Annotated in this window: 18 protein-coding genes and 1 pseudogene; 9 read left to right on the top strand and 10 right to left on the bottom strand. The window is 71.3% G+C overall.

The genetic code is table 11. The features are described 5' to 3' along the window. Window positions 1–63 precede the first annotated feature (63 nt). A complete protein-coding gene (locus ACZ4FV_RS24765) occupies window positions 64–1,176 on the bottom strand; it encodes a GlxA family transcriptional regulator (RefSeq protein ID WP_465323279.1) in 1,113 nt (370 codons plus the stop codon). Between the two features lie 200 nt (window positions 1,177–1,376). Between ACZ4FV_RS24765 and ACZ4FV_RS24760 the strand changes: the two genes are divergently transcribed. Then, a complete protein-coding gene (locus ACZ4FV_RS24760; RefSeq protein WP_395865481.1) occupies window positions 1,377–2,276 on the top strand; it encodes an NAD(P)-dependent oxidoreductase in 900 nt (299 codons plus the stop codon). Window positions 2,277–2,368: 92 nt separating this feature from the next. Beyond that, window positions 2,369–3,085: a DinB family protein gene (locus tag ACZ4FV_RS24755; protein ID WP_395865479.1), complete on the top strand. Its 717-nt coding sequence runs from the start codon at window positions 2,369–2,371 to the stop codon at window positions 3,083–3,085. Between the two features lie 138 nt (window positions 3,086–3,223). On the opposite strand, the gene ACZ4FV_RS24750 is transcribed toward ACZ4FV_RS24755, so the two are convergent. Together ACZ4FV_RS24750 and ACZ4FV_RS24745 are read right to left on the bottom strand one after the other, a co-directional pair. Continuing rightward, complete coding sequence (locus tag ACZ4FV_RS24750; protein WP_395865476.1) at window positions 3,224–3,934, bottom strand: lysophospholipid acyltransferase family protein; 711 nt, start codon at window positions 3,932–3,934, stop codon at window positions 3,224–3,226. Window positions 3,935–4,058: 124 nt separating this feature from the next. Beyond that, window positions 4,059–4,760: a TetR/AcrR family transcriptional regulator gene (locus tag ACZ4FV_RS24745; protein ID WP_395865907.1), complete on the bottom strand. Its 702-nt coding sequence runs from the start codon at window positions 4,758–4,760 to the stop codon at window positions 4,059–4,061. Window positions 4,761–5,004: 244 nt separating this feature from the next. Here ACZ4FV_RS24745 and ACZ4FV_RS24740 point away from each other — a divergent pair, with 244 nt between their 5' ends. Both ACZ4FV_RS24740 and ACZ4FV_RS24735 read left to right on the top strand, forming a co-directional pair. Next, the gene (locus tag ACZ4FV_RS24740) at window positions 5,005–6,546 is read left to right on the top strand and encodes an APC family permease (RefSeq protein ID WP_395865474.1); all 1,542 of its coding nucleotides are present in this window, start codon (window positions 5,005–5,007) and stop codon (window positions 6,544–6,546) included. Further along, window positions 6,543–8,300: an amidohydrolase gene (locus tag ACZ4FV_RS24735; RefSeq protein WP_465323269.1), complete on the top strand. Its 1,758-nt coding sequence runs from the start codon at window positions 6,543–6,545 to the stop codon at window positions 8,298–8,300. The genes ACZ4FV_RS24740 and ACZ4FV_RS24735 overlap by 4 nt, the downstream gene beginning before the upstream one ends. Window positions 8,301–8,466: 166 nt before the next feature. Here ACZ4FV_RS24735 and ACZ4FV_RS24730 read toward each other — a convergent pair whose 3' ends face one another. Then, entirely contained in the window at window positions 8,467–9,408 is a 942-nt protein-coding gene (locus ACZ4FV_RS24730) for a helix-turn-helix transcriptional regulator (protein WP_402232155.1), read from the bottom strand. Between the two features lie 226 nt (window positions 9,409–9,634). On the opposite strand from ACZ4FV_RS24730, the gene ACZ4FV_RS24725 reads away from it, so the two are divergent. Then, window positions 9,635–10,393 (top strand): dienelactone hydrolase family protein, encoded by a 759-nt coding sequence (locus ACZ4FV_RS24725; RefSeq protein ID WP_402232153.1) that lies wholly within the window; start codon window positions 9,635–9,637, stop codon window positions 10,391–10,393. Between the two features lie 137 nt (window positions 10,394–10,530). Here ACZ4FV_RS24725 and ACZ4FV_RS24720 read toward each other — a convergent pair whose 3' ends face one another. Beyond that, a complete protein-coding gene (locus tag ACZ4FV_RS24720) occupies window positions 10,531–11,058 on the bottom strand; it encodes a nuclear transport factor 2 family protein (protein ID WP_402232374.1) in 528 nt (175 codons plus the stop codon). A gap of 30 nt (window positions 11,059–11,088) precedes the next feature. After that, window positions 11,089–11,547 (bottom strand): annotated as a pseudogene (locus ACZ4FV_RS24715) (nuclear transport factor 2 family protein); the annotation flags it as partial. A gap of 62 nt (window positions 11,548–11,609) precedes the next feature. On the opposite strand from ACZ4FV_RS24715, the gene ACZ4FV_RS24710 reads away from it, so the two are divergent. Continuing rightward, window positions 11,610–12,632, top strand: coding sequence for a helix-turn-helix transcriptional regulator (locus ACZ4FV_RS24710; RefSeq protein WP_402232151.1), 1,023 nt, complete (start codon window positions 11,610–11,612; stop codon window positions 12,630–12,632). A gap of 602 nt (window positions 12,633–13,234) precedes the next feature. On the opposite strand, the gene ACZ4FV_RS24705 is transcribed toward ACZ4FV_RS24710, so the two are convergent. The 3 genes from ACZ4FV_RS24705 to ACZ4FV_RS24695 form a co-directional block, all read right to left on the bottom strand. Then, window positions 13,235–13,747, bottom strand: a complete 513-nt coding sequence (locus ACZ4FV_RS24705) for a GNAT family N-acetyltransferase (RefSeq protein ID WP_395865463.1) — start codon at window positions 13,745–13,747, stop codon at window positions 13,235–13,237. Then, window positions 13,744–14,115, bottom strand: coding sequence for a VOC family protein (locus ACZ4FV_RS24700; RefSeq protein ID WP_395865461.1), 372 nt, complete (start codon window positions 14,113–14,115; stop codon window positions 13,744–13,746). Before ACZ4FV_RS24700 ends, ACZ4FV_RS24705 begins: the two co-directional genes overlap by 4 nt. An 82-nt stretch (window positions 14,116–14,197) precedes the next feature. After that, complete coding sequence (locus ACZ4FV_RS24695) at window positions 14,198–14,665, bottom strand: MarR family winged helix-turn-helix transcriptional regulator (protein WP_395865460.1); 468 nt, start codon at window positions 14,663–14,665, stop codon at window positions 14,198–14,200. A 650-nt stretch (window positions 14,666–15,315) separates the two neighbouring features. Here ACZ4FV_RS24695 and ACZ4FV_RS24690 point away from each other — a divergent pair. Further along, on the top strand, window positions 15,316–15,963 hold the full coding sequence (locus tag ACZ4FV_RS24690) for a nitroreductase family protein (protein WP_395865459.1): 648 nt from the start codon (window positions 15,316–15,318) through the stop codon (window positions 15,961–15,963). Window positions 15,964–16,012: 49 nt separating this feature from the next. Here the strand turns inward: ACZ4FV_RS24690 and ACZ4FV_RS24685 are convergent, their stop codons facing one another. Then, window positions 16,013–16,612 carry a TetR/AcrR family transcriptional regulator gene (locus ACZ4FV_RS24685; RefSeq protein WP_395865458.1) on the bottom strand — a complete coding sequence of 200 codons (600 nt, stop codon included), beginning with the start codon at window positions 16,610–16,612 and terminating at the stop codon, window positions 16,013–16,015. A 226-nt stretch (window positions 16,613–16,838) separates the two neighbouring features. Here ACZ4FV_RS24685 and ACZ4FV_RS24680 point away from each other — a divergent pair, with 226 nt between their 5' ends. Together ACZ4FV_RS24680 and ACZ4FV_RS24675 are read left to right on the top strand one after the other, a co-directional pair. Further along, complete coding sequence (locus tag ACZ4FV_RS24680; RefSeq protein WP_465323268.1) at window positions 16,839–17,765, top strand: zinc-binding dehydrogenase; 927 nt, start codon at window positions 16,839–16,841, stop codon at window positions 17,763–17,765. Between the two features lie 1,776 nt (window positions 17,766–19,541). Next, on the top strand, window positions 19,542–20,303 hold the full coding sequence (locus ACZ4FV_RS24675) for a group II truncated hemoglobin (protein ID WP_395865454.1): 762 nt from the start codon (window positions 19,542–19,544) through the stop codon (window positions 20,301–20,303). Window positions 20,304–20,454 lie beyond the last annotated feature (151 nt).

The raw sequence follows: 20,454 nt of genomic DNA, 5'->3' as shown, positions 1-20,454 counted from the left end.
TCTCCACCCTGTCACTCCGTACGCCGCCGGTCCACCCGCCGGCGGCGCGGCGCGGGGCGGGCGTCAGGCGGCGGAGTCGGTGCCGATCCGGATCGGCGCGGGTGCGGGCGCGGGTGTGTTGAAGGCGCGGCGGTAGTCGGCGGGGGAGACGCCGAGCCGGGTGGCGAAGTGGTGGCGGAGGTTGGCGGCGGTGCCCAGGCCGCAACGTTCGCCGATCTGCTCGATGGGGAGGTCGGTGGTCTCCAGCAGGGATTGGGCGCGGGCCAGGCGCTGGGTGAGCAGCCATTGCAGCGGGGTGGTGCCGGTGGCGGCCTGGAGGCGGCGGAAGAAGGTGCGCGGACTCATCCGGGCGCGGCGGGCCAGGTCCTCGACGGTGAGCGGGCGGTCCAGGTGGGCGCCGGCCCAGGCCAGCACGGGGGCCAGGCCCTCGTCGTCGGTGGCGGGTATGGACAGGTCAACGAACTGCGCCTGGCCGCCCGGGCGATGGGCTTGGACGACCATGCGGCGGGCGAGCAGGTTGGCGATGTGGGCGCCCAGGTCGGCGCGCACGATATGCAGACACAGGTCGAGGCCGGCGGTCATGCCGGCGCTGGTGAGCACGGTGCCGTCGTCGACGTAGAGGACGCTGTCGTCGACGGTGACGTTCGGATACCGGCGGGCCAGATCCTCGGTGTGCGCCCAGTGCGCGGTGGCCCGGCGTCCGTCCAGGAGGCCGGCGGCGGCCAGGGCGAACGCGCCCGTGCACAGCGAGACCATCCGCGCGCCGGCGTCGGCCGCGGCGCGCAGGGCGGCCAGGAAATCGGCGGGCAGTTCGAGGTCGTGGTCGACGCACTCCTGCGGCACTGCCGCCACGATCACGGTGTCCGCGCCGGCCAACGCGTCCCATCCGTAGGGGGTTCGGATGCCGAACGCGAAGCCGGAACCGGAGCCGGATCCGGAGCCGAGGCCGGATCCGGAGCCGAGGCCGGATCCGGGGCCGGGGCCCGAGTCGGCAGCGGCGTCGGGTCCGCCGTCCGGACCGGTTGCGCCGCCCGTCGGCCGTTCCACGCAGACGCGGAAGTCGTACCAGCGGTCCGTGAGTTCCGGTTGGGGAGTGCCGAACACCGCGCAGGCGATCGAGAGTTCGTACATGTCCCACGGCGGGATGTCGCCGTCGTCGATCACCGCGACGGCCACCGATCCCGGTCCCGTCGCCCGCGTGTTCCCCGCTCGGTCGTTCATGGGTGGACAGCCTAGATCATCGTTGGCGCGAATTTTGCGCCGATAGGCATTCCTGCCACTGTCGGCGCGGTTTCGGCGCTGCGAGGGTTGTCCACGTTCGGCCGGGAGGACGGCCGACCAAGCACGGAACGACGACGCGTGAGCACGGGTGTCCCGTGCCGCGCACAGAGCACGAACGAGGGACGAAGATGAACCACGAAGCCGTGACGGTCATCGGTCTGGGATCGATGGGCGCCGCCCTGGCCGAGGCGTTCCGGGCGGCCGGCCATCCCACCACGGTGTGGAACCGCTCCGCCGCGAAGGCCGACGACCTGGTCGCCCGTGGCGCGGTGCGCGCCGACACCGTGGCCGAGGCGATCGCCGCGAGTCCGGTGATCGTGGTCTGCGTGCTGGACTACGACAGCACGCACACCATCCTGAAGGCCGACGAGGCGGCGCTCGCCGGCCGCACCCTGGTCAACCTCAGCTCGGGCTCGCCCGAACAGGCCCGGTCGACCGCCTCGTGGGCGGCTGAACTGGGAGTTGCCTACCTCGACGGCGCGATCATGTCCACGCCGCCCGGAATCGGCTCGCCCGAGTCGATGCTGCTCTACAGCGGCGACCCGGCCGCGTTCGCCCGGCACGCCGCGACCCTGCGCGCACTCGGCGATCCGGTCGACCTGGGCCCGGACGCCGGCGTCGCGAGCCTGTACGACACCGCGCTGCTCGGCGTGATGTGGGCGACGCTGACGGGTTGGCTGCACGGTTCGGCCGTGGTCGGCGCCGACGGGGTGGGCGCGGCGGAATTCACGCCGATCGCCAACCGTTGGTTGGCCCACGCCGTGACCGGATTCATCGACCTGTACGCGGGACAGGTCGACGCGGGCGCCTACCCCGGCGACGACGCCACGCTCGACGTGCACCTGGCAACGATGGACCACCTCGTCCACGCCGCCCGGGCACGCGGCGTCGACACCGCCCTCCCGGAGCTGTACCGCACGTACACCCGACGCGCGATCGCGGCCGGCCACGGCTCGGACGGCTACGCCCGGCTGGTCGAGGAACTCCGCAAGTGAACCCGGGAGCGGGGGCGGGGACGGGAGCGGGGATGACAACAGGGGCGGGAACGGGAACGGGGATGTGGATGGGGACGGGAACGGGGACGATCGTGCGAGGCGCCACGACGACGGAGACGGCGGCGACCGCCCACGACTGGCCCGCGTTGGTCACCCGAGCGACCGAGGTCTGCGTGGCGACCCTCGCCCGAGCCGCGGCGGAGACCGGTGGGACCGCGGCCGCGGGCGCCTCCACGGCAGTCGATCACCCGGCAGTCGTTCACTCCGCGGGCGTTCACTCCGCGGTCGTCGACCCCGCCTGGGGCCGACCCGCCGACGGCGAGCGGTCCTGCCGGCAACTGCTCGACCACCTCGCGTTGGGCCTGGTCGGCTATACGGGCCTGCTGATCGCCCGGCCGACGGACCGCTACATCACGCTGTTCGCGTCGCTCGACCCGGCGGCCCCGATCGACGCGTGTCTGGACGGCCTCGGGATCGCCGGCACCGTACTCGCCTCGACCGTGCGCGACACCCCACCCGAGGTCCGCGCCTGGCACCCCTGGGGCCACTCGGATCGCACCGGTTTCGCCGCGATGGGCGTGGTCGAACTGCTCCTGCACACGTACGACATCACCCGCGCGCTCGGCCAGGTCTGGTCGCCGCCGGACGAACTCGCCGCCCCGGCGCTCGCCCGGCTGTTCCCGGACGCGCCGACGGGGACGGGTGACGCCCCGGCGGACGTGTTGTCGTGGTGCACGGGTCGGGGCGACCTGCCGGGCCGGCCGCGGGTTCCGGCCGGCGAATGGCAGTGGCAGGGCTCGCTGCGCTGAGGAAGGGGCGCGTTCGCCGAAGCGCGGCCGGGTTCGGCGAGCCGCGGCCCGGGTTCGGCGAGGCGACGGCCGGGATCGCCGGGTCGCAGCCGGGTTCGCCGGGTCGCGGCGTCGGCCGAGGGGCCCGGGCTCAGACGCTCAGACCTCCGCCGGCGTCTCGTTGTACACGCCCGCGTAGTCCTGACCCGACAACTTCTGGATCGCTTCCATGATCTCGTCGGTGATCTCGCGCCGCGCCCGGGCCACGTCCGTGCGTCCGAAGTGGCGCGAGAAGTCGAGCGGCTCACCGAAGCGGATGAGCGCGCGCGGCGACAACCTCGGGATGTTCGAGCCGATCGGCTGGACCCGGTCGGTGTCGATGATGCCGACCGGCACCACCGGGCACCGCGCGGCCAGCGTGAGCCACGCGACCCCCGTCCGGCCGCGGTAGAGCCGGCCGTCCCGAGAGCGGGTGCCCTCGGGGTAGATCCCGAACGCGTCGCCGCGTTCGAGTACCGAAAGCGCCGTCTCCAGGGCGGCCTTCGCCGCGCTGTGCGCACCTCGGGGCACCGGGACGGCGCCGATTCCGGAGAAGAAGGCATTGCTGACCCGGCCCTTGAGCCCGGGGCCGTCGAAGTACTCGGCCTTCGCGAGGAACGACACCTTGCGCGGCATGACCACGGGGATCGCGACGCTGTCAACGAACGACAGGTGGTTGCTGGCGATGATGACCGGGCCGGTCATCGGTACGTTCTCGCGGCCCTCGGTACGCGGGCGGTAGATCGCCTTCGCGGTGGGCGCCACGACGCCATGCATGAACTTGTCGATCAGCACGGATCCCCCGTGGGAGTGGGTGAGGTCTGGAAACACGCGCCACCTTATCGAGTCTGCGGCACCCCCTACGACACACGTACCCGCCTGCATTGTTGACGTAGCGTCAAATGTTCGTCACGGCACCGATCGTGGCGATCGGTGACGCTGTGTCCGATCGCATTCACACCCGTCGGGCGAGCGATTCCAGCAGCAGGTCGAGCACGTCCTCGAAGGGGCTGCCCGCCATCCCCTGGGGCAGGTGCCGACGGACCGTGCCGATGGCCGGATAGTCCGCGCCGGACAGCCTGTTGTACGTCTCCTCCCAGGAGCGGTCGTCGGCCTCGCGCACCTCGGGCGCGAGCGCGGCGTACGACGCTTCCAGGGCCGCGTGCGCGAGCACGGTGTCGATGAACACCCGGTAGTAGCGCACCGCGTCGGCGGGGGAGAAGCCCGCCGAGAGCAGCAGGGCGACGCCGATCTCCACGGCCCGGAACTCGTTGTGCCGCCGGGTCACCCGGGACGCCGCGACGGCGGCCACGCGCGGGTGCCGCAGGTAGCCGTCACGGACCCGCAGGCCCAGCTCGCGCAGCGAGGCCACCCAGTCCGGGCCCGGCCGGTAGCCGGCCAGCGTCTCGCCGATCAGGAAGTCGGCGATCGCGAGCAGCAGGTCGTCGGTGCCGCGGAAGTATCGGTAGATGGCGGTGGGGTCGCACCCGAGCGCGGCGCCGAGCTTGCGGACCGTCAGCGCCTGCGCACCGTGGTGTCCGATCAGGCGTACTGCACAATCGACAATGACATCCTCGGACAAAACGCTCCCCGACTTGGTCGGCCTGCGCCGGCGACGTTCACCCACCACGCGGTCCGTGCGGTCCGTGCGGCCCACGTGGTCCGTGCGGTCCGCGCGATCCACCCGGTCCACTCCGTCTGCTCCGTCCACACGATCCTCCGACGCTTGTCCGGCTGTCCGGCCGGCTGCTGTCCGGCCGGCCGCCCCCGCCTGCCCGCCAAGGTCCCGCGTGCCGGCGTGTTCGCGCCACACCTTATGTCAACACCATTGACGTAATTCTGACGCAGGCTGTTTCATCGGCGTCCACCCCCTGTCCGCTTTAGCCTCCCTTGGAGCGCCGATGTCCACGAACCTGCCCCGGGACGATCAACCGCCCGCGCTGCGCAAGTCGCTCGGTGTCGTCGACGGCATTGCGGTGGCCGCGTCCAGTACGGCGGCCACCACCAGCATCGGCGTCGGCATGGGCAGCCTGGCCGCCACCGTCGGGTTGGCCACGCCGGCGATCATCCTGATCGCCTTCCTGCCGATGCTCGGCATCGCCGGAGCGTACGCCCGACTCAACCGGGTCGAGCCGAACTGCGGCAGCGGCTATGTCTGGGTCGGCAAGTCGATCGGCCCGTGGTCGGGCTTCCTCACCGGCTGGGTCGCCCTCGCCGGGTCGATCATCTTCCTCGCCTACACCAGCGCGATCACCGGCTCGGTGCTGCTCCAATTCGCCAACAAGGCCGGTTGGCACGAGTTCGCGGGGCTGGCCCTGGACCCGAACTCGACCAAGCTCAGTACCGTCCTGGGCCTGATCGTCCTGGTGGTGGTCACCGTGCTCGCGATCACCGGCGTGCGTCAGGCCACCCGGCTGCAGACCTTCCTGCTGGTCTTCGAGTACGCGGTGCTGCTGGTCTTCTGCGTCTGGGCGATCGCCTCCGGCGACCAGCCGTTCTCGTTCTCGTGGTTCAACCCGTTCGAGATCGACTCGGCCTCGGACTTCGCCCAGGGCCTGGTGCTCGCGGTGTTCTTCTTCTGGGGTTGGGACGCGGCGTTCAGCGTCACGGAGGAGACGAAGAACCCCGAGGACTCGGCCCGAGGCGGGCTGATCGCGCTGTTCGTGATGCTCGGCATGTTCCTGCTCGGCGCGATCGCCTTCCAGCGGGTGATGACCGTTCCGGAACTGACCGAGAACGGACCGCAGGGACTGACCTTCCTGGGCGCGCACCTGGCCGCCGACCCGTGGGCGAGCCTGCCGCTGCTCGCGCTGATCTTCTCCGCGATCGCGTCGTTGCAGTCCGGCGTCATCCCCACCGCGCGCGGCATGCTCGCGATGGGCCGCGACCAGACGCTCGGCAAGGTGTGGACCCGGATCCACCCGACCTTCGGATCGCCCGCGATCGGCACGGTGCTGATCATGGCGATCGCGGCCGGCACCGCCGTACTGGCGATCGGCATCCCCAAGCTCAACGACATGATCCTGGCCGCAGTCAACTCGATCGGCCTGATCGTGGCGTTCTACTACGGTCTGACCGCGATCGCCTGCGCGGTGCGGTTCCGGCCGACGCTGCGCACCGACCGACGCGAGGCGGTGCGCGCCGTGGTCATCCCCGGGGTGAGCGGATGCGCGCTGCTGGGCGTCGGCGCGTACCTCGCCTACGACTACCTGACCATGAGCGACAGCTTCGAACTCAGCCCCGACAACGGCTGGTTCATGTTCTCCGTGCCGATGGTGGTGATCCTCACCGGCCTGGGGTTCGCCGCCTACGCCAAGTACGTGCGCAAGTCGGCCTACTTCGAGACCGGTCGGGGCACCGACGGAGACTCGATCGAACTGCCGATGGACCGCTACAACGACGCCGCCGACTTCGACGCCTTCAAGTCCAAGGAAAACGCATGAGCACCACCGACCACATCGTTCACACCTCCACCGGGGCGTCCGCCGCTGTTTCCACCGCGGTGTCCGCTTCTGTCTCGACCGAGGTGTCCACCGCTGCTTCGACCGCGGTGTCCGCTTCCGCGTCCGCCGGTGCGGACGTGGTCTTCACCGGCGGCGCGGTGTACACGGTCGACGCCGGGCGCAGCCGGGCGAGCTCGGTGGCCGTGCGCGACGGGCGGATCGTCTCGGTCGGGCACGACGAGGTGCGCGCGTTGATCGGCGCCCGTACGGAGGTCGTCGACCTCGCGGGGAAGCTGCTGATCCCGGGCTTCCAGGACGCGCACGTGCACCCGGTGGGCGGCGGCGTGGAGATGGGTCAGTGCGACCTGTCCGAGCACGAGACGCTCGCCGAATACCGGCAGGCCGTGCGGGCCTACGCCGACGCCCACCCGGACCTGGAGTGGATCACCGGCGGCGGCTGGTCGATGGAGGCATTCCCGGGCGGCCTGCCGCACCGGTCGATGCTGGACGAACTGGTCCCCGACCGCCCGGTGTTCCTGCCCAACCGGGACCACCACGGCGCGTGGGCGAACAGCATGGCGCTGCGCCTGGCGGGCATCACCCGGGACACCCCGGATCCGGCCGACGGCCGGATCGAGCGTGACGCGGACGGCGAGCCGACCGGGGTGCTTCAAGAGGGCGCGGCGGACCTGGTCGGCCGGCTGCTGCCCGCGCTCACTCCCGAGGACCAGGTGGCCGGCCTGCTCCGGGCCCAGCGGTTGTTGCACTCGCTCGGCGTCACCGCGTGGCAGGACGCGCTGCTCGGCGCGCACGCCAACATCACCGACGCGAGCGCCGCGTACCTGACGGCGGCGGACCGAGGGCAGTTGACCGCGCGCGTGGTCGGCTCGTTGTGGTGGCAGCGGGACCGCGGGATCGAGCAGATCGAGGACCTGCTGGCCCGACGCGAGGCGGGCACGCGAGGGCGGTTGTCGTGTACGACCGTCAAGATCATGCAGGACGGCATCGCGGAGAACTTCACCGCCGCGATGCTCAGCCCGTATCTGACGGCGTGCGGATGCGCGTCGGACAACAGCGGGATCAGCTTCATCGAGCCGCAGGCGCTGCGCCGGTATGTCACGGCACTGGACGCGCACGACTTCCAGGTGCACTTCCACGCGCTGGGCGACCGCGCGGTGCGCGAGGCGCTGGACGCGGTGGCCGCGATGCGCGCGGCGAACGGGTGGAAGGACACCCGGCCGCATCTGGCCCACCTCCAGGTGGTGCACCCGGCGGACATCGGCCGCTTCCGCGAACTCGGCGCGAGCGCGAACATGCAACCGCTGTGGGCCGCGCACGAGCCGCAGATGGACACGCTGACCATCCCCTTCCTGGGCGCGGAGCGGGCCGCGTGGCAGTACCCGTTCGGCGAACTGGCGCGCAGCGGTGCGACGTTGGTCGCGGGCAGCGACTGGCCGGTGTCCAGCCCGGATCCGATTCAGGGCATCCACGTCGCGGTGAACCGGCGCATCCACGGGTCGGACTCGCCGGTGTTCTTCCCGGAGCAGCGGCTCGACCTGCACACGGCGCTGGCGGCGTACACGGCGGGCAGCGCGTACGTGAACCACCTGGACGACACCGGAAGCATCGTGGTGGGCAACCACGCGGACCTGGTGGTGCTCGACCGTGATCCGTTCGCGGCGCCGGAGAGTGAGATCGGGGCTACGCGGGTGTTGGAGACGTTTGTGGGGGGTGAGCGGGTTTTCGGGGCGTAGTGGGGTGGCGGGGGGCGTGGCGGGGTGGTGGCGTAGCGGGGTGGTGGCGTTGCGGTGCCGGTTGGTCGGGTCGGGGGCGGGGGTTGTCACCTACGTGGGTGACGGGCGGCGGGCCTTGTCACTTACGTGAGTGACAAGGCCGGCGCCGCCGCCGACCCCGGCTCGGTCAGCGCGCGTCGTCGGCGTTCCGCGCGTCGCGCTCGGCTTCGCGGACGAGCTCGGCGATCCGGGCCTGGTGCGGCGGGTCGGCGGTGAAGGTGACGAGCTTCTGCTCCGGGGCGTCGGCGACCCGCAGGACCACGTGAGTCAGGTCGAGGCGGCCCAACCTCGGGTGGTACAGGCGCTTTCGACCGGAGGACAGGTCGCGCACGTCGTGTCGGGACCACCACGCGTCCGCCTCCGGACCGGCGGCGCGCAGGCGTCGGATCAGGTCCGCGATGGCCGGATCACCCGGGTGGCGGTCGGCGGCGGCACGGAAGCGGGCCAAGGCGCCGACGGCCTCGGCCTCCCAGTCGACGAGGCGGGTGCGGGCTTCCGGGGCGACCAGGGTCCACCACACGATATTGCGTTCCTCGGGCGGCAGGCGCGGCCAGTCGGCCCACAAGGCGCGGGCCGCGCCGTTGGCGGCGAGCACGTCGAAGCGGCGGCCGGTGACGTAGGTCGGGTGCGGGTCGAGGCGGTCGACCAGCGCCGCCACCGCGGGGTCGAGAACCTCGTCGGGCCCTTCGGGCCCGTCTGCGCGGGCGGTTGCGGGTACGCCCTCGGCGAGCCGGATCAGGTGGGCGTGCTCGGCCGGTTCGAGCCGCAGCGCGGTGCCGAGCGCGTCCAGGACCTGGCGGGAGGGATGTACGTCGCGGCCCTGTTCGAGGAACGTGTAGTACGTGGTCGAGATCGCGGCGAGGCCCGCGACCTCCTCACGGCGCAGGCCACCGGTGCGGCGGCGGGTCCCCGGCGGCAGACCGACGTCGGCGGGTCGCAGCCGAGCGCGGCGCGAGCGTAGGAAGTCGGCGAACTCGCGGGCGGGGCGATCGGGAGCGGGGTGGCCGGGAGCGGGGTGGCCGGGAGTGGGGCGATCGGGAGCGGGGTGGCCGTCCGGCGTTGCGGGCATTCTGGGGGTTCCTTGGTGGGGCTTCGGCCGGTGGCGGGGTCGGTGGTGGCCTGGAGGTCGGTGGCGGCCTGGGGTCGTGCCGCTTCGAGGGCGACTCGACTTCGGCGGCCGTCTCGACTTCGGGCCGATCTCGGTATGGGTCCTGGTGCGGATGGGTCCTGGTACTGCTGTTACCAGTAAAGACGACGCATGGATGCCGGAGTGGAACGGATCTACGGTCGGTGGCATGAGCAAAATCGTCACCGAGTGGATCGAGATCGACGTACCCGGCGCGGCGGCGCCGATGTCGGGGTATCTGGCCCGACCCAGCGGACCCGGACCGCATCCGAACGTGCTCGTGGGCTTCGAGATGTTCGGCGTCACCGGCTATGTGCGGGGCGTCGCCGACACGCTCGCGGGCCTCGGCTTCCGAGCCCTGGTACCGGACTTCTACCATCGGGCGGGCCACCGGATCGAGTTGCCCGCCGACCCCGACGGGCGGGCTCGCGGACTCGAACTGGTCGGCGGGCTGACCCGGGCCGGCGTCCGCGGCGATGTCACCGCGACCATCGCGGAGTTGAGCCGACGCTTCGGCGACGACGCGCCGACCGCGATGTTGGGGTTGAGCGCGGGTGGGCACATCGCCTACTACGCGGCGACGCAGGTGCCGTTGGCGGCGCTGGTCGTGTTCTATCCGGGTTGGCTGACCGGCGGCGAGATCACGTTGGGGCGGCCGGAGCCGACAGTGGAGCTGACTCCTCTGTTGACCCGGCACAACACCTTGGTACTGGTGCTGATCGGCGCGGACGACCACCTGTACACGGCCGACCAGCGGGAGTCGATCGCGGGCCGGCTGGCCGAGGCGGGCGTGCGGCACGAGTTCGTGGTGTACCCGGACACGCCGCACGGCTTCTGCTGCCCGGAGCGCGATACGTACCGTCCGGTGGCTGCGGCGGATGCCTGGTCGCGGGCCACGGCGTTGTTGGGAGAGGCGCTGAAGGGTTAGGGCCCGGCTCAAGGGCGCGGTTTTGTACGGGGATCCCGGCCGGTCGGCGGTGGGTGCGTGGCGGGGCCTCGGGTGTCGAGCGTCGCGGGGCAGGGCGCGGTGCGAGTGCCGCCGACCGGGTGCGGGACGTCAGGTCGTCAGGTCGTTGGGGTGTCGGTCGGTCGGTTGCCGACGGTGTGGGCGCGGGCCACGGTGAGACTGTCCTCGTATACGTGATAGCGGCTGATCAGGCCCGCTTCGACGGTGACGTGGACCGCGCACATGGCTCGGTAGGCCGTTCCGGTGGACGCTGCGGTGCGGCGGATTTCGGTGAGCAGGACCGCCTCGGGCCCGTCGAGCAGGATCCGCGGGTCGGGTCCGGCGGTGGGGACGTCGACGTCGGTATCCGTATCCGTATCCGATTCCGTGTCCGTGTCCGCGTGCGTGTTCGGGGCGTGGTCGTCGGTGTGCGCGGCGGCCAGTTCGCGAAAGTGCGCGGCGACGTCTGCTCGGGTCGAGCGCGACCGGATCCACGGCGTCGCCGGGTGGCCCTCGGCCGGCCAGTCGAGCAGCCAGTCCACCCGATCGGCGAACAGTTCGGCGATCCGGTCCGGGTCGCCCGCGCCGACCCGGCGGACGAACTCGGCGACCACGGCGCCGGTGCCGGGCGTCGGATCGGTCGGCACGGTGAACTGCCGGTCATGCCGGATCCGGCCGTCCGGGCCGAGCCGGACCACCATGCGCCCGGTCCACGCGACATCGCCGCCGGCCGCCGGGATCATGTACGTCGTGAAGGTGATCGTGCCGTTGTGACCGACCGCGTCCTCGGCCGAGCGGAAGACGAACCCGCCCCCGGCGACCAACTGCTCGTACGCCTCGGTGACCCTAGCCAGCAGTGCCTCGTGCCCGACGTATCGCCCGGACTCGATGGTCTCGATTCCGTCCGGTGCCCACAGCGCAACCACGGCGGCCCGGCGGGCGGTCGGGTCCGGTTCGTTCCACACGGCGACGTAGCGGTCGACGAACTCGTCGATGTCGACGTCGACGTCGACGTCGATGTCTCTGTCGAGGGGGAAGAGGGCCTCGTTCGTGTCGGGGCCGGCGCCGGTGCCGGGCGCGGAGGTAGGCGCGGGGGTGGGGTCCGAGGCGATGTCGGTGGTGTGGGTCGCGTTCATGGTCGGACCGTAGGTGGACTGCACTGACACGTTATGTCAGTGGAGTTCGGCAGAATGCGCGCATGCGGGCGAGTCGGCTGGTCTCCATCCTGTTGTTGTTGCAGACCCGAGGGCGGGTCACGGCTCGGGAGATCGCGGACACCTTGGAGGTCTCGGTGCGCACGATCTACCGGGACATGGAGTCGCTGAGCGCGGCCGGGGTGCCGTTGTACGCGGATCCGGGCCATCGCGGCGGGTACGAACTGCTCGACGGCTTCCGTACCCGGCTGACCGGGCTCACCACGGGCGAGGCCGAGTCGCTGTTCCTCACCGGCCTGCCGACCGCCGCCGCCGACCTGGGTCTGGGCTCGGTGCTGACCGCCGCGCATCTCAAGCTGATGGCGGCGCTCCCGGCCGAACTGCGCGACCGCGCCGGGCGGATCGCCGAGTGCTTCCATCTCGACGCGCCGTCCTGGTACGGCGCCGCCGACCCCACACCGCACCTGGCCGAGGTCGCGGACTCGGTGTGGAACCGCCGGCGGTTGCGAATCCGCTATCTCCGCTGGGCCGAGCCGAGCGAGACCACGCGGGTGGTCGATCCGTACGGCGTGGTGCTCAAGGCGGGCGCCTGGTATCTGGTCGCCGCACACGCGGAGTCGGCCGAGGGCGGCGGCCCGCACGGTGACGGGGGACGGGAGGCGATCCGTACGTACCGGGTGTCCCGGATCCTGGACGTCGAGGTGCGATCGGGGTCGTTCGAGCGGCCGGCCGGGTTCGCGTTGGCGGCGCATTGGCAGGACTACCTGGACCGGTTCGACCGCCGCCGGCTCCGCGCGTCGGCGACCGTGCGGATGTCGCCGATTGCCATGGACCGGCTGACGCACCTGACGGAACCGGCCGTGGTGCACGCGGCCCGGGCGAGCGCCACCGGGCCCGACGCGGACGGCTGGGTGGAGGTGGTCGTCCCGATCGAGTCGGTCGAGCAGGCGATCACGACGCTGCTGCCGTTCGGCGGTGAGGTGGAGGCGCTCGAACCGGCGGAACTGCGGGCCGGGATGCGGGCGGCGGTGGCGGCGTTGGCCCGGGTGTACGGGGACGGGGGGTGAGTGGGCGGCCGGGCGGTCTTGTTGCGGTGATCCGGAGGTGCGGAGGCGCGGCGGTGCGGCCTGCGGCCGTGCGGCGGTGGGCGGACGCGGGGGCGCGTGGGGTCGTGTTCGGTCACGTGGGGGCGGGTGAGGCCGGGTGAGGCGAGTGAGGTTGGGTGGGGTCACGTGCGCATGTGGGCGGATGTGTGCGGGGGTTGATGGTGCTTTTTGTGACGATGTATCCGGATAGCCGACGCCCGCCAAGCGGATGGAGGGCTTCCGGAAATTGCATTCTTCACCGTAGCTATAGGAATCTCGGAGATCGCATGACAGTTCGACGGGCAGAATCGAGCCTTTGCCGTGGATCATGAGGGCTCCGGACGCGGTGCGCACGTGACCGCGTGATCGACGGGATCGAGGGGATCGACGGGATCGAGGGGTCACCAGATCGCGTGGTTGGACGCCTGGGTGATCAAATGTCCGAGTGACTCTGCGGGGCGCACGTCCGATTCGCCCGCGTCCCGCAGTCGGCCCGATGATCGGGCCGGGCCAGGGCCCGTCCTTCCCGATCCCGCCGCGTCGCGCCCGGCGGGATCGGGGGACGGGCTCGGGTGTGTCCGGCGTCAGCGCGCGGGCGTACGCCCCGGGCTCAACTCGCGGGACCAGGCCACCTCGCGGTCGAGTTGCCCGGTCGCGCGAAACAGGCAGACCTGATGGGTCTCGGCCAGTACGGTCGCGAGTCGGGTTCGGTCGGCCGGTTCGAAGCCCAACTTCCGCCAGAACGGTCCCGATCGGCGACTGAACAGCCAGGCCCGACGGGCGCCGGCGTCGGCGGCCCGGTCGAGCGCGTAGCGTGCCAGATCGAGACCCAGTCCCTGCCGCCGAGCGTCCTGATCCACCGCGACGCTGCGGATCAGGGCGTGCTCGCCGGCAGCGGACAACTCGAACCCGGTACTGCCGCGCACGACCCCGGCGGCGTCCCGAAGCAACCACAGGCGCACGGTGGGCGCGTCGAGCCCGCTGAGGGTGAGGTCGGCCCGGACCAGGAAGTCGTGCAGGTCGGATAGGTCGGCGGAAGTCAGTGGCGCGAGGGCGGCCTCGGTGCCCGCTTCGTTTTCGGCGCGGTTCGTCGTCATCGGCCGAGGAGGCAGAAGGGGTGGCCCGCCGGATCGGCGTACACCCGCCAACCACGAGGGTCGACACGGAGCAACACGGCGCCGAGTCCGAGGACCTGCTCGTGCGCGGCGTCGAGGTTCGGGACGTCCACGTCGAGGTGAAACTGCTGCGGACGCGCGGCGTCGGACCACTGCGGCGGCCGGTAGTCGGCGACGCGCTGAAACGCCAACACGAGCCCGGCCTCGGTATGAACGGTCGCGAAGTCGGAGTCGACCGCCCAGCGCGGATCGGGTCGGTCGACGGCGCCGCCGAGAAGCGCCGCGTAGAACCGGGCGAGTTCGTGGACGTCCGGGCAGTCCAACACGACGCACTGCAACCTGCCGACCATCGGCGTCCTTCCGGTCCGTCCGGTCCTTGGGTCCTACCGGTCCTGCGGTCCTGGGCTCCTCGTCCTCCCGGTACTCGTTGTCCTACTTCGCGAGGAGTTTGCCGAGGAGGGTGGTGAGTTGCCGGCGCTCGGCGGCGGTCAGTGCGGCGAAGCTGCTGTCGAGGAAGTCGGGGATGTCGCGCTCTGCCTCGGTGAGTACGCGGGTGCCGGCGGCAGTGATCGTGACGGCGTACGCGCGGCGATCGACCGGGTCGCGGTCACGGCGGACCAGCCCGGCCTTTTGCAGCGAGTCGACGATGCCGACCATGACGCTGCGGTCGATGCGCAGTTCCTCGGCCAACGCCTGCTGTGCACTCGGCCCGACGGCGTCGAGCATCTTCAGGACGAGGTGCTGACCTACACCCACCTCCTGACCGGCGGCGTGCGCGTCGGCCGCGCGGGCCATCGCGGCGGCGGCGCGACACAGCGCGATGTCCACGCGCTCCTCGGCGAGCCGCGGGAAGTAGTGAGGTTTGGCCTGGGTGGTGTGCTCGACGGCGGCCTTCTTCATGGCGCAAGGCTATCGCACGCCGAAAGATTGTTTGACGCAAGACGATCTGTAGGCATACGTTTTCCTTCAATCATCTGGCCCCAGATCATCTGCACAAAATCATTCTGCACCCAACTCGTCCGTGGCCAATTCGTCTGTGCCCAACGCATCTGGGCGCCGCGCATCTGCGTCCGAATCGTCTGGGTGCAGAGCATCTGTGTCCGACTCGTCTGCACTCAACTCGTCTGGGCCCAACGCACCAGCGCCCGAATCATGTTCATCCAACTTGTCTGGATGCAAATCATCTGTACTCGGTCCTTATGCGTCCAATCCGTCTGTGCTCAGTGCATCCGCGTCCGATTCGTCCTCGCTCAACTCATCTACATCCGACTCGTCTGGACGCAAAGCGTCTGCGTCCGATTCGTCTGGGCGCAACTCGTCTGCGCTCAATGCATCTGCGTCCGACTCGTCTTGGCTCAACACATCTGGGTGCGGCGCATCTGCGTTCGAATCGTCTGGGTGCAAAGCATCTGGATCCGACTCTTCTGCGCTCGACTTGGCTGCCCTCAACTCGTCTGCGTCCGAACCATCTTTGCCCGAATCATCTGTGGCCAACTCATGGGCGAAGCGCTCTCCCGTGCAGGTTGGCTCCCTCTCGAAGGAGTTTGATCATGACCGTTCTTCCTCTCTCGCCCGACGAACTGCTCGGTACCACAAGGGCCGTGCGGTTTCGGTTGGATCTGGGGCGCGAGGTTGATCGGGGGTTGATCGAGGAGTGCGTCGAACTCGCGCTCCAGGCCCCGAACGGTCGAAACCGACAGCGCTGGAGCTTCGTCGTCGTCACCGATCCCGAGCGGCGGCAGGCCGTGGCCGACCTGGTGTGGAAGGGCCTGCGCGAGGTGCCGGGTACGCCGGTGCCGGCGGCGGACGCGGCGCGGGCTTGGGCGAATCCGCAGTCCATGCAGCGGGTGATGGCGGGTGCGGGTTACCTGTTCGACCACCTGCACGAGGTGCCGGTGCACGTGATTCCGTGCATCACCGGTCGTACGGACGCGGTCGGGGTGCCGGAGCAGGCCCGGACGTGGGGTTCGGTGCTGCCGGCGGTGTGGAGTTTCATGCTTGCGGCGCGAGCCCGGGGGCTCGGTACGACGTGGACCACGCCCGACCTCTTCTACGGCCCCGAGGGCACCCGACTGCTCGGGCTGCCGGCCGACGTGATGCCCGTGGCGCTGATCCCGCTGGCGCACACGATCGGGACGGACTTCAAGCGGGGCCCGCGAGTCCCGAGTTCGGAGGTGCTGCATTGGGACACGTGGTGAGAAGCCCGGGCTTCGCCGGAGTCGGGGTCGGAGGTGGGTGGACTCGGAGCTAATCCGGCCGGGCGGCGTGGGTGGCCGGTTGCAGGAGGGCTGCGGTTAGGGAGCGGACCGATGTGGTGAGGCGGGCCGGGCCGCCGTTGTCGGTGATGTGGCGGACCAGGTCGGCGTCGAACATGCCCAGGAGGGTGTGGGCGACGAAGTCGACGTCCAGGTCGGGGTGGGATTGGGCGAGCAGGCCGGTGATGTGGTCGTGCCAGCGCAGGTAGGTGGGGTCGGCGTACTTGTCCTCGGCGCAGGCGCGTTCGTGGGCGGCCAGCAGGACGATGTTGCCGGCGGCGAGTTCGGCGAGGGCGTCGAGGAAGGCCGGCAGGCGTACCTCGGCGGGAGCCTCCGGGCCCAGGGGCGGCGGGCCCGTGACGATCGCCTCGCTGAGCAGGCGGGCACGTTCCTCCAGTAGCGCGCGGAGCAGGCCCGTGCGGTTGCCGAAGCGGCGGAACACCGTGCCTTTGCCGACGCCCGCCGCCGCCGCGACCTTGTCCAGCGATACGTGCTCGAAGCCGTGTTGGGCCAGGAGGTCCTCGGCGGCACGCAGGATCGCACGGCGGTTGCGCGTGGCATCGGCGCGTTCGTGGACCGGCTGGGACGACACGGGGCCTCCTTGAACAATCGGACTGACGGTCCGTATATTACCCGAGAACCATCCGGACTGACGGTCCGTATGGCGAAGCGGCGTGCTGTGTGCGGCCGGAGCCGATTACCGATCGCCCGGTTGCCCGGTTGCCCGGTTGCCCGGTTGCCCGGTTGCCCGAGCGCCCGAGCCCGAGCGCCGGGCTCATCCGGCACGGCCGCCGGATCGATCAATCGAGGGAGCGGATATGACTGTTCGAGCGCTGGTCGTGGATCCCGAGGCGCCGGCCGGGGTCCGGGCGGCGGAGATACCCGAGCCGGAACCGGGGCCCGGGCAGGTGCTGGTCGACGTGCGGCACGTGTCGGTCAACCATGGCGATCTGCGTACGGATGTGCGTCCGGCGGGGACGGTGCTCGGCTTCGACGCGGCGGGCGTGGTGGTGCGGGCGGCGGCCGACGGCGGTGGGCCCGAGGTGGGCAGTCGGGTCGTGGCCTGTGTGCCGGGTGCTTGGGCGCGGCGGGTGGCGGTCGACATCGACGCCTTGGCGGAACTGCCCGACTCGGTGGCCTCGGCGACCGCCGCGGCACTGCCCGTGGCCGGCGTCACGGCGTTGCGGGTGCTGCGGGAAAGCGGTCCGGTGGCGGGTCGACGTGTCCTGATCACCGGTGCGTCGGGCGGTGTCGGGCGCATGGCGGTGCAACTCGCCGCACGGGCGGGTGCGTACGTGATCGCCTCCGTCGGTGCGCCGGAGCGTGCCGCTGGACTGGTCGACCTCGGCGCGTCCGAGGTCGTCACCGGCCTGGAGGGTGTCGAGGAGCCGTTGGACCTGGTGCTCGACAACGTCGGCGGGCCGCAACTGGTTGCCGCGTGGGGGCTGTTGGCGCCCGGAGGCGGTATCCGGAGCGTTGGCTGGGCTTCGGGGGAGCCTGCGGTGTTCCCGCCGTATTCGACGTTCGCGCTGGGGGCGACCCGAACGCTGAGTTCGTTCGGCGACGCGAGCAGTCCGGGAGCCGATCTCGCCACGCTGGTCGCGCTGGTGGCCACCGGGGAACTCGTGGTCGAGGTCGGCCTGCGCGAGCCGTGGGAGCGGGTGGCGCGAGCGTTCGAGGCCCTCGCGGGCCGACGCGTCGCCGGCAAGGTGGTGCTCGACGTCGGGCCGACCGCGACGGACTGAAGCCTCGCCGGCCGTCCGCGCGCTGGACGGAGTTCGGCCCGCCGGCGAGGGCGCCGGGGAACACACCGACTGTCGGCGCGGGCCGGACGGCGCTCACCGGACGGAGTGCACACCGGCTGCGGCGCGAGCCGGATTGCACTCGCCCGGGCTGCTCGGTTGGGCTCCCACGCCCGCCCGGCCGGCTCGGTTGGCTCCCACGCCCGCCCGGGTGCCCGGTCGGGCTCCCACGCCCGTCCGGGTGCTTGGTTGGGCTCCCACGCCCGTCCGGGTGCTTGGTTGGGCTCCCACATCCGTCCGGGTGCCCGGTCGGGCTCCCACGCCCGCCCGGGCGCTTGGTTGGGCTCCCACGCCCGCCCGGCCGGGTTCTTGAACCGACGCGAACAAGCTCCCCGTCCTTGGCCCGGGGGGTTCTTGCCTCCGAGTTGGCCGGACTCCCACGCCCGCTCGGTCGGGCTCCCACACTCGCTCGGCGGGCTCTTGCTCTCGCTCGGGCGGCTCTTGGTTCTCGGTGGGGCGAGTCCTCGCCCCTGGCCTGGCCGAGGCTTTGCCACCTGGTCGGGCAGGCCCCTGCTCCCGCTCGGACAGGCTCTTGCCCTCGGTCCGGTGGGTTCTTGGTGCCTGCCTGGCGGGGCTGCCGTGCCTGGTCTACCGGATTCCTGCGCCTGCTTGGCTTGGCCGGGCTCCCGCCCCGGGTCGGCTGGGCTCTTGCACCGACTGGGGCGGCTCTTGTTCTTGGTGGGACGAGCCCAAGCCCCAGCTTGGCCGGGCTTTGCCATCTGATCTGCCCGGGCCCCTCCTGCTCCCGCCCGGCTGGACTCTTGCCTTCGCGTGGTCGGGCTCTTTCACCGATACGGCGGCAGGCTCCTGTCCTTGGCCCGGCGGGTCTTGGCCGCCTTGCCCGGGCTCCTCCTCCCGCTCGGCCGGGCTCTTGCTCCTGCTCGGGAGGGCTCCTGCCATCGGCGGGGGTGGGTTCTTGCCCCCGGCCCGGGCTCGTGCTCCCGCTCGGTCGGACTTCCGCATTCGATCGGCTGGGATCTTGTACCTGTTCGGGTGGGCTCCTGCCGTTGATGGGGCAGGTTCCTGCCTTCCGCTCGGATAGGTTTTTGCCCTCGGCTTGGCCGAGTTCCGGCTCCCGTACCCGGTCGGCTGGGCTCTTGCGGGTATTGGGGCGGGCTCCTGCCCTCATTCCAGCGGGTTCTTGCCTCCAATCAGCCGGGCTCCTGCCCCCGCTCGGCGGACTCCCGTACTTGGCTGGGTACTTGCACCCGCTGTTGCGGGCTCTGGCTTTCCCGCTCGGCCGGGTTCTTGCTCCCCGCTTGGGCGGGCTCCCACGCCAGATCGGCCGAACCGCTCCCGCTCGGGCGGGTTCCTGCCTCCATCGGGCCGGGCTTCTGTGCCTGGTCGGCCGCGCTCCCGTACTCGCTCGGCCGAACCCCTACCGCCGCTCGGGCGGGTTCCTGTCTCCATCGGGGCGGGCTCCTGTGCCGGGTTCGGCCGGACTTCCGTAGTCGCTCGGCGGACCCGTGCCGCCGCTCGGGCGGGGCCTCCACCGGGCCGGGTCTCCGTCTCCGCTCGGCCCGACCCCCCGTCCCCGCTTGGCCCGACGCCCGATGCCACCCGGGTGGGCTTCCCTGGTCGGGGCCTCGGTGGTGTCTGGTTGAGTGAGTGGATTCGCTTACGCGGATGGCGAAATCGGCTGGCGTCGATGATCGCCGGGCGGGCGATCATGCCTATGGTTGACGCGATCGAACCAGCGTCTTGCATGGGGGACCGTTCATGATCGTCGAATACATCCGCTACACGATCGCCGAAGCGGACGGCACCGAATTCGAGGCCGCGTACGCGCGGGCCGCCGAGTCGCTCGCGGCGGCGCCGGAGTGCGTGGACTACGAGTTGAGCCGATGTCAGGAGGAGCCGTCCGCGTACATCCTGCGCATTCGCTGGACGTCGACGGACGCGCATCTGAACGGCTTCCGCAAGGGTGAGCACTTCGCCGCGTTCTTCGCCGCGATCCGCCCGTACGTCACCGCGATCGAGGAGATGCGGCACTACGCGGTGACCGACGTGGTGGGTAAGGGCGGTTCGACTCCATCGCTGTACGAGTGGGCCGGCGGGGCGCCCGCGTTCGAGCGGCTCTTCGGGACGTTCTACGAGCGGGTGGCCAAGGACGAGATCCTCGCTCCGGTGTTCGCGGACATGGATTCGCATCACGCCGAGCACGTGGCGTCCTGGCTGGGCGAGGTGTTCGGCGGGCCGTCCCGCTACAGCACCGAGTTGGGCGGGCATCGGCATATGGCCTCGAAGCACCTCGGCCGGGGGATCACCGAGACGCAGCGGCGCCGATGGGTCGCGCTGCTGCTGGAGACGGCCGACGACGTGGGCCTGCCCGCCGACCCGGAATTCCGCGGCGTGCTCGCGTACTACCTGGAGTGGGGCACCCGGATGGCGATCATCTACTCCGGCCCCAACCCGCCGCCGCTGCCGGAGACTCCGATGCCGCGTTGGGATTGGGGCCAGACCCCGCCCTACCTGGGCTGAGCGACACACCGGATCGGGCCCGCGCCGCGGCCCGATCCGGCCTCGCGGCTTCGCCCCGGCCTCGCGGCTTCGCCCCGGCCTCGCGGCTTCGCCCCGGCCTCGCGGCTTCGCCCCGGCCTCGCGGCTTCGCCCCGGCCTCGCGGCTTCGCCC

Source organism: Embleya sp. NPDC025285 (assembly GCF_055558835.1).
The sequence above is the reverse complement of the archived record's forward strand: the minus strand, read 5'-3'. Positions and strand labels throughout refer to the sequence as shown.

What these genes read in the sequence shown, in the direction of transcription:
- ACZ4FV_RS24740 (WP_395865474.1), top strand. Translation starts at nt 5,005, where the DNA reads ATGTCCACGAACCTGCCCCGGGACGATCAACCGCCCGCGCTGCGCAAG.
- ACZ4FV_RS24675 (WP_395865454.1), top strand. Translation starts at nt 19,542, where the DNA reads ATGATCGTCGAATACATCCGCTACACGATCGCCGAAGCGGACGGCACC.
- ACZ4FV_RS24690 (WP_395865459.1), top strand. Translation starts at nt 15,316, where the DNA reads ATGACCGTTCTTCCTCTCTCGCCCGACGAACTGCTCGGTACCACAAGG.
- ACZ4FV_RS24725 (WP_402232153.1), top strand. Translation starts at nt 9,635, where the DNA reads ATGAGCAAAATCGTCACCGAGTGGATCGAGATCGACGTACCCGGCGCG.
- ACZ4FV_RS24735 (WP_465323269.1), top strand. Translation starts at nt 6,543, where the DNA reads ATGAGCACCACCGACCACATCGTTCACACCTCCACCGGGGCGTCCGCC.
- ACZ4FV_RS24700 (WP_395865461.1), bottom strand. Translation starts at nt 14,115, where the DNA reads ATGGTCGGCAGGTTGCAGTGCGTCGTGTTGGACTGCCCGGACGTCCAC.
- ACZ4FV_RS24730 (WP_402232155.1), bottom strand. Translation starts at nt 9,408, where the DNA reads ATGCCCGCAACGCCGGACGGCCACCCCGCTCCCGATCGCCCCACTCCC.
- ACZ4FV_RS24680 (WP_465323268.1), top strand. Translation starts at nt 16,839, where the DNA reads ATGACTGTTCGAGCGCTGGTCGTGGATCCCGAGGCGCCGGCCGGGGTC.
- ACZ4FV_RS24710 (WP_402232151.1), top strand. Translation starts at nt 11,610, where the DNA reads ATGCGGGCGAGTCGGCTGGTCTCCATCCTGTTGTTGTTGCAGACCCGA.
- ACZ4FV_RS24705 (WP_395865463.1), bottom strand. Translation starts at nt 13,747, where the DNA reads ATGACGACGAACCGCGCCGAAAACGAAGCGGGCACCGAGGCCGCCCTC.
- ACZ4FV_RS24695 (WP_395865460.1), bottom strand. Translation starts at nt 14,665, where the DNA reads ATGAAGAAGGCCGCCGTCGAGCACACCACCCAGGCCAAACCTCACTAC.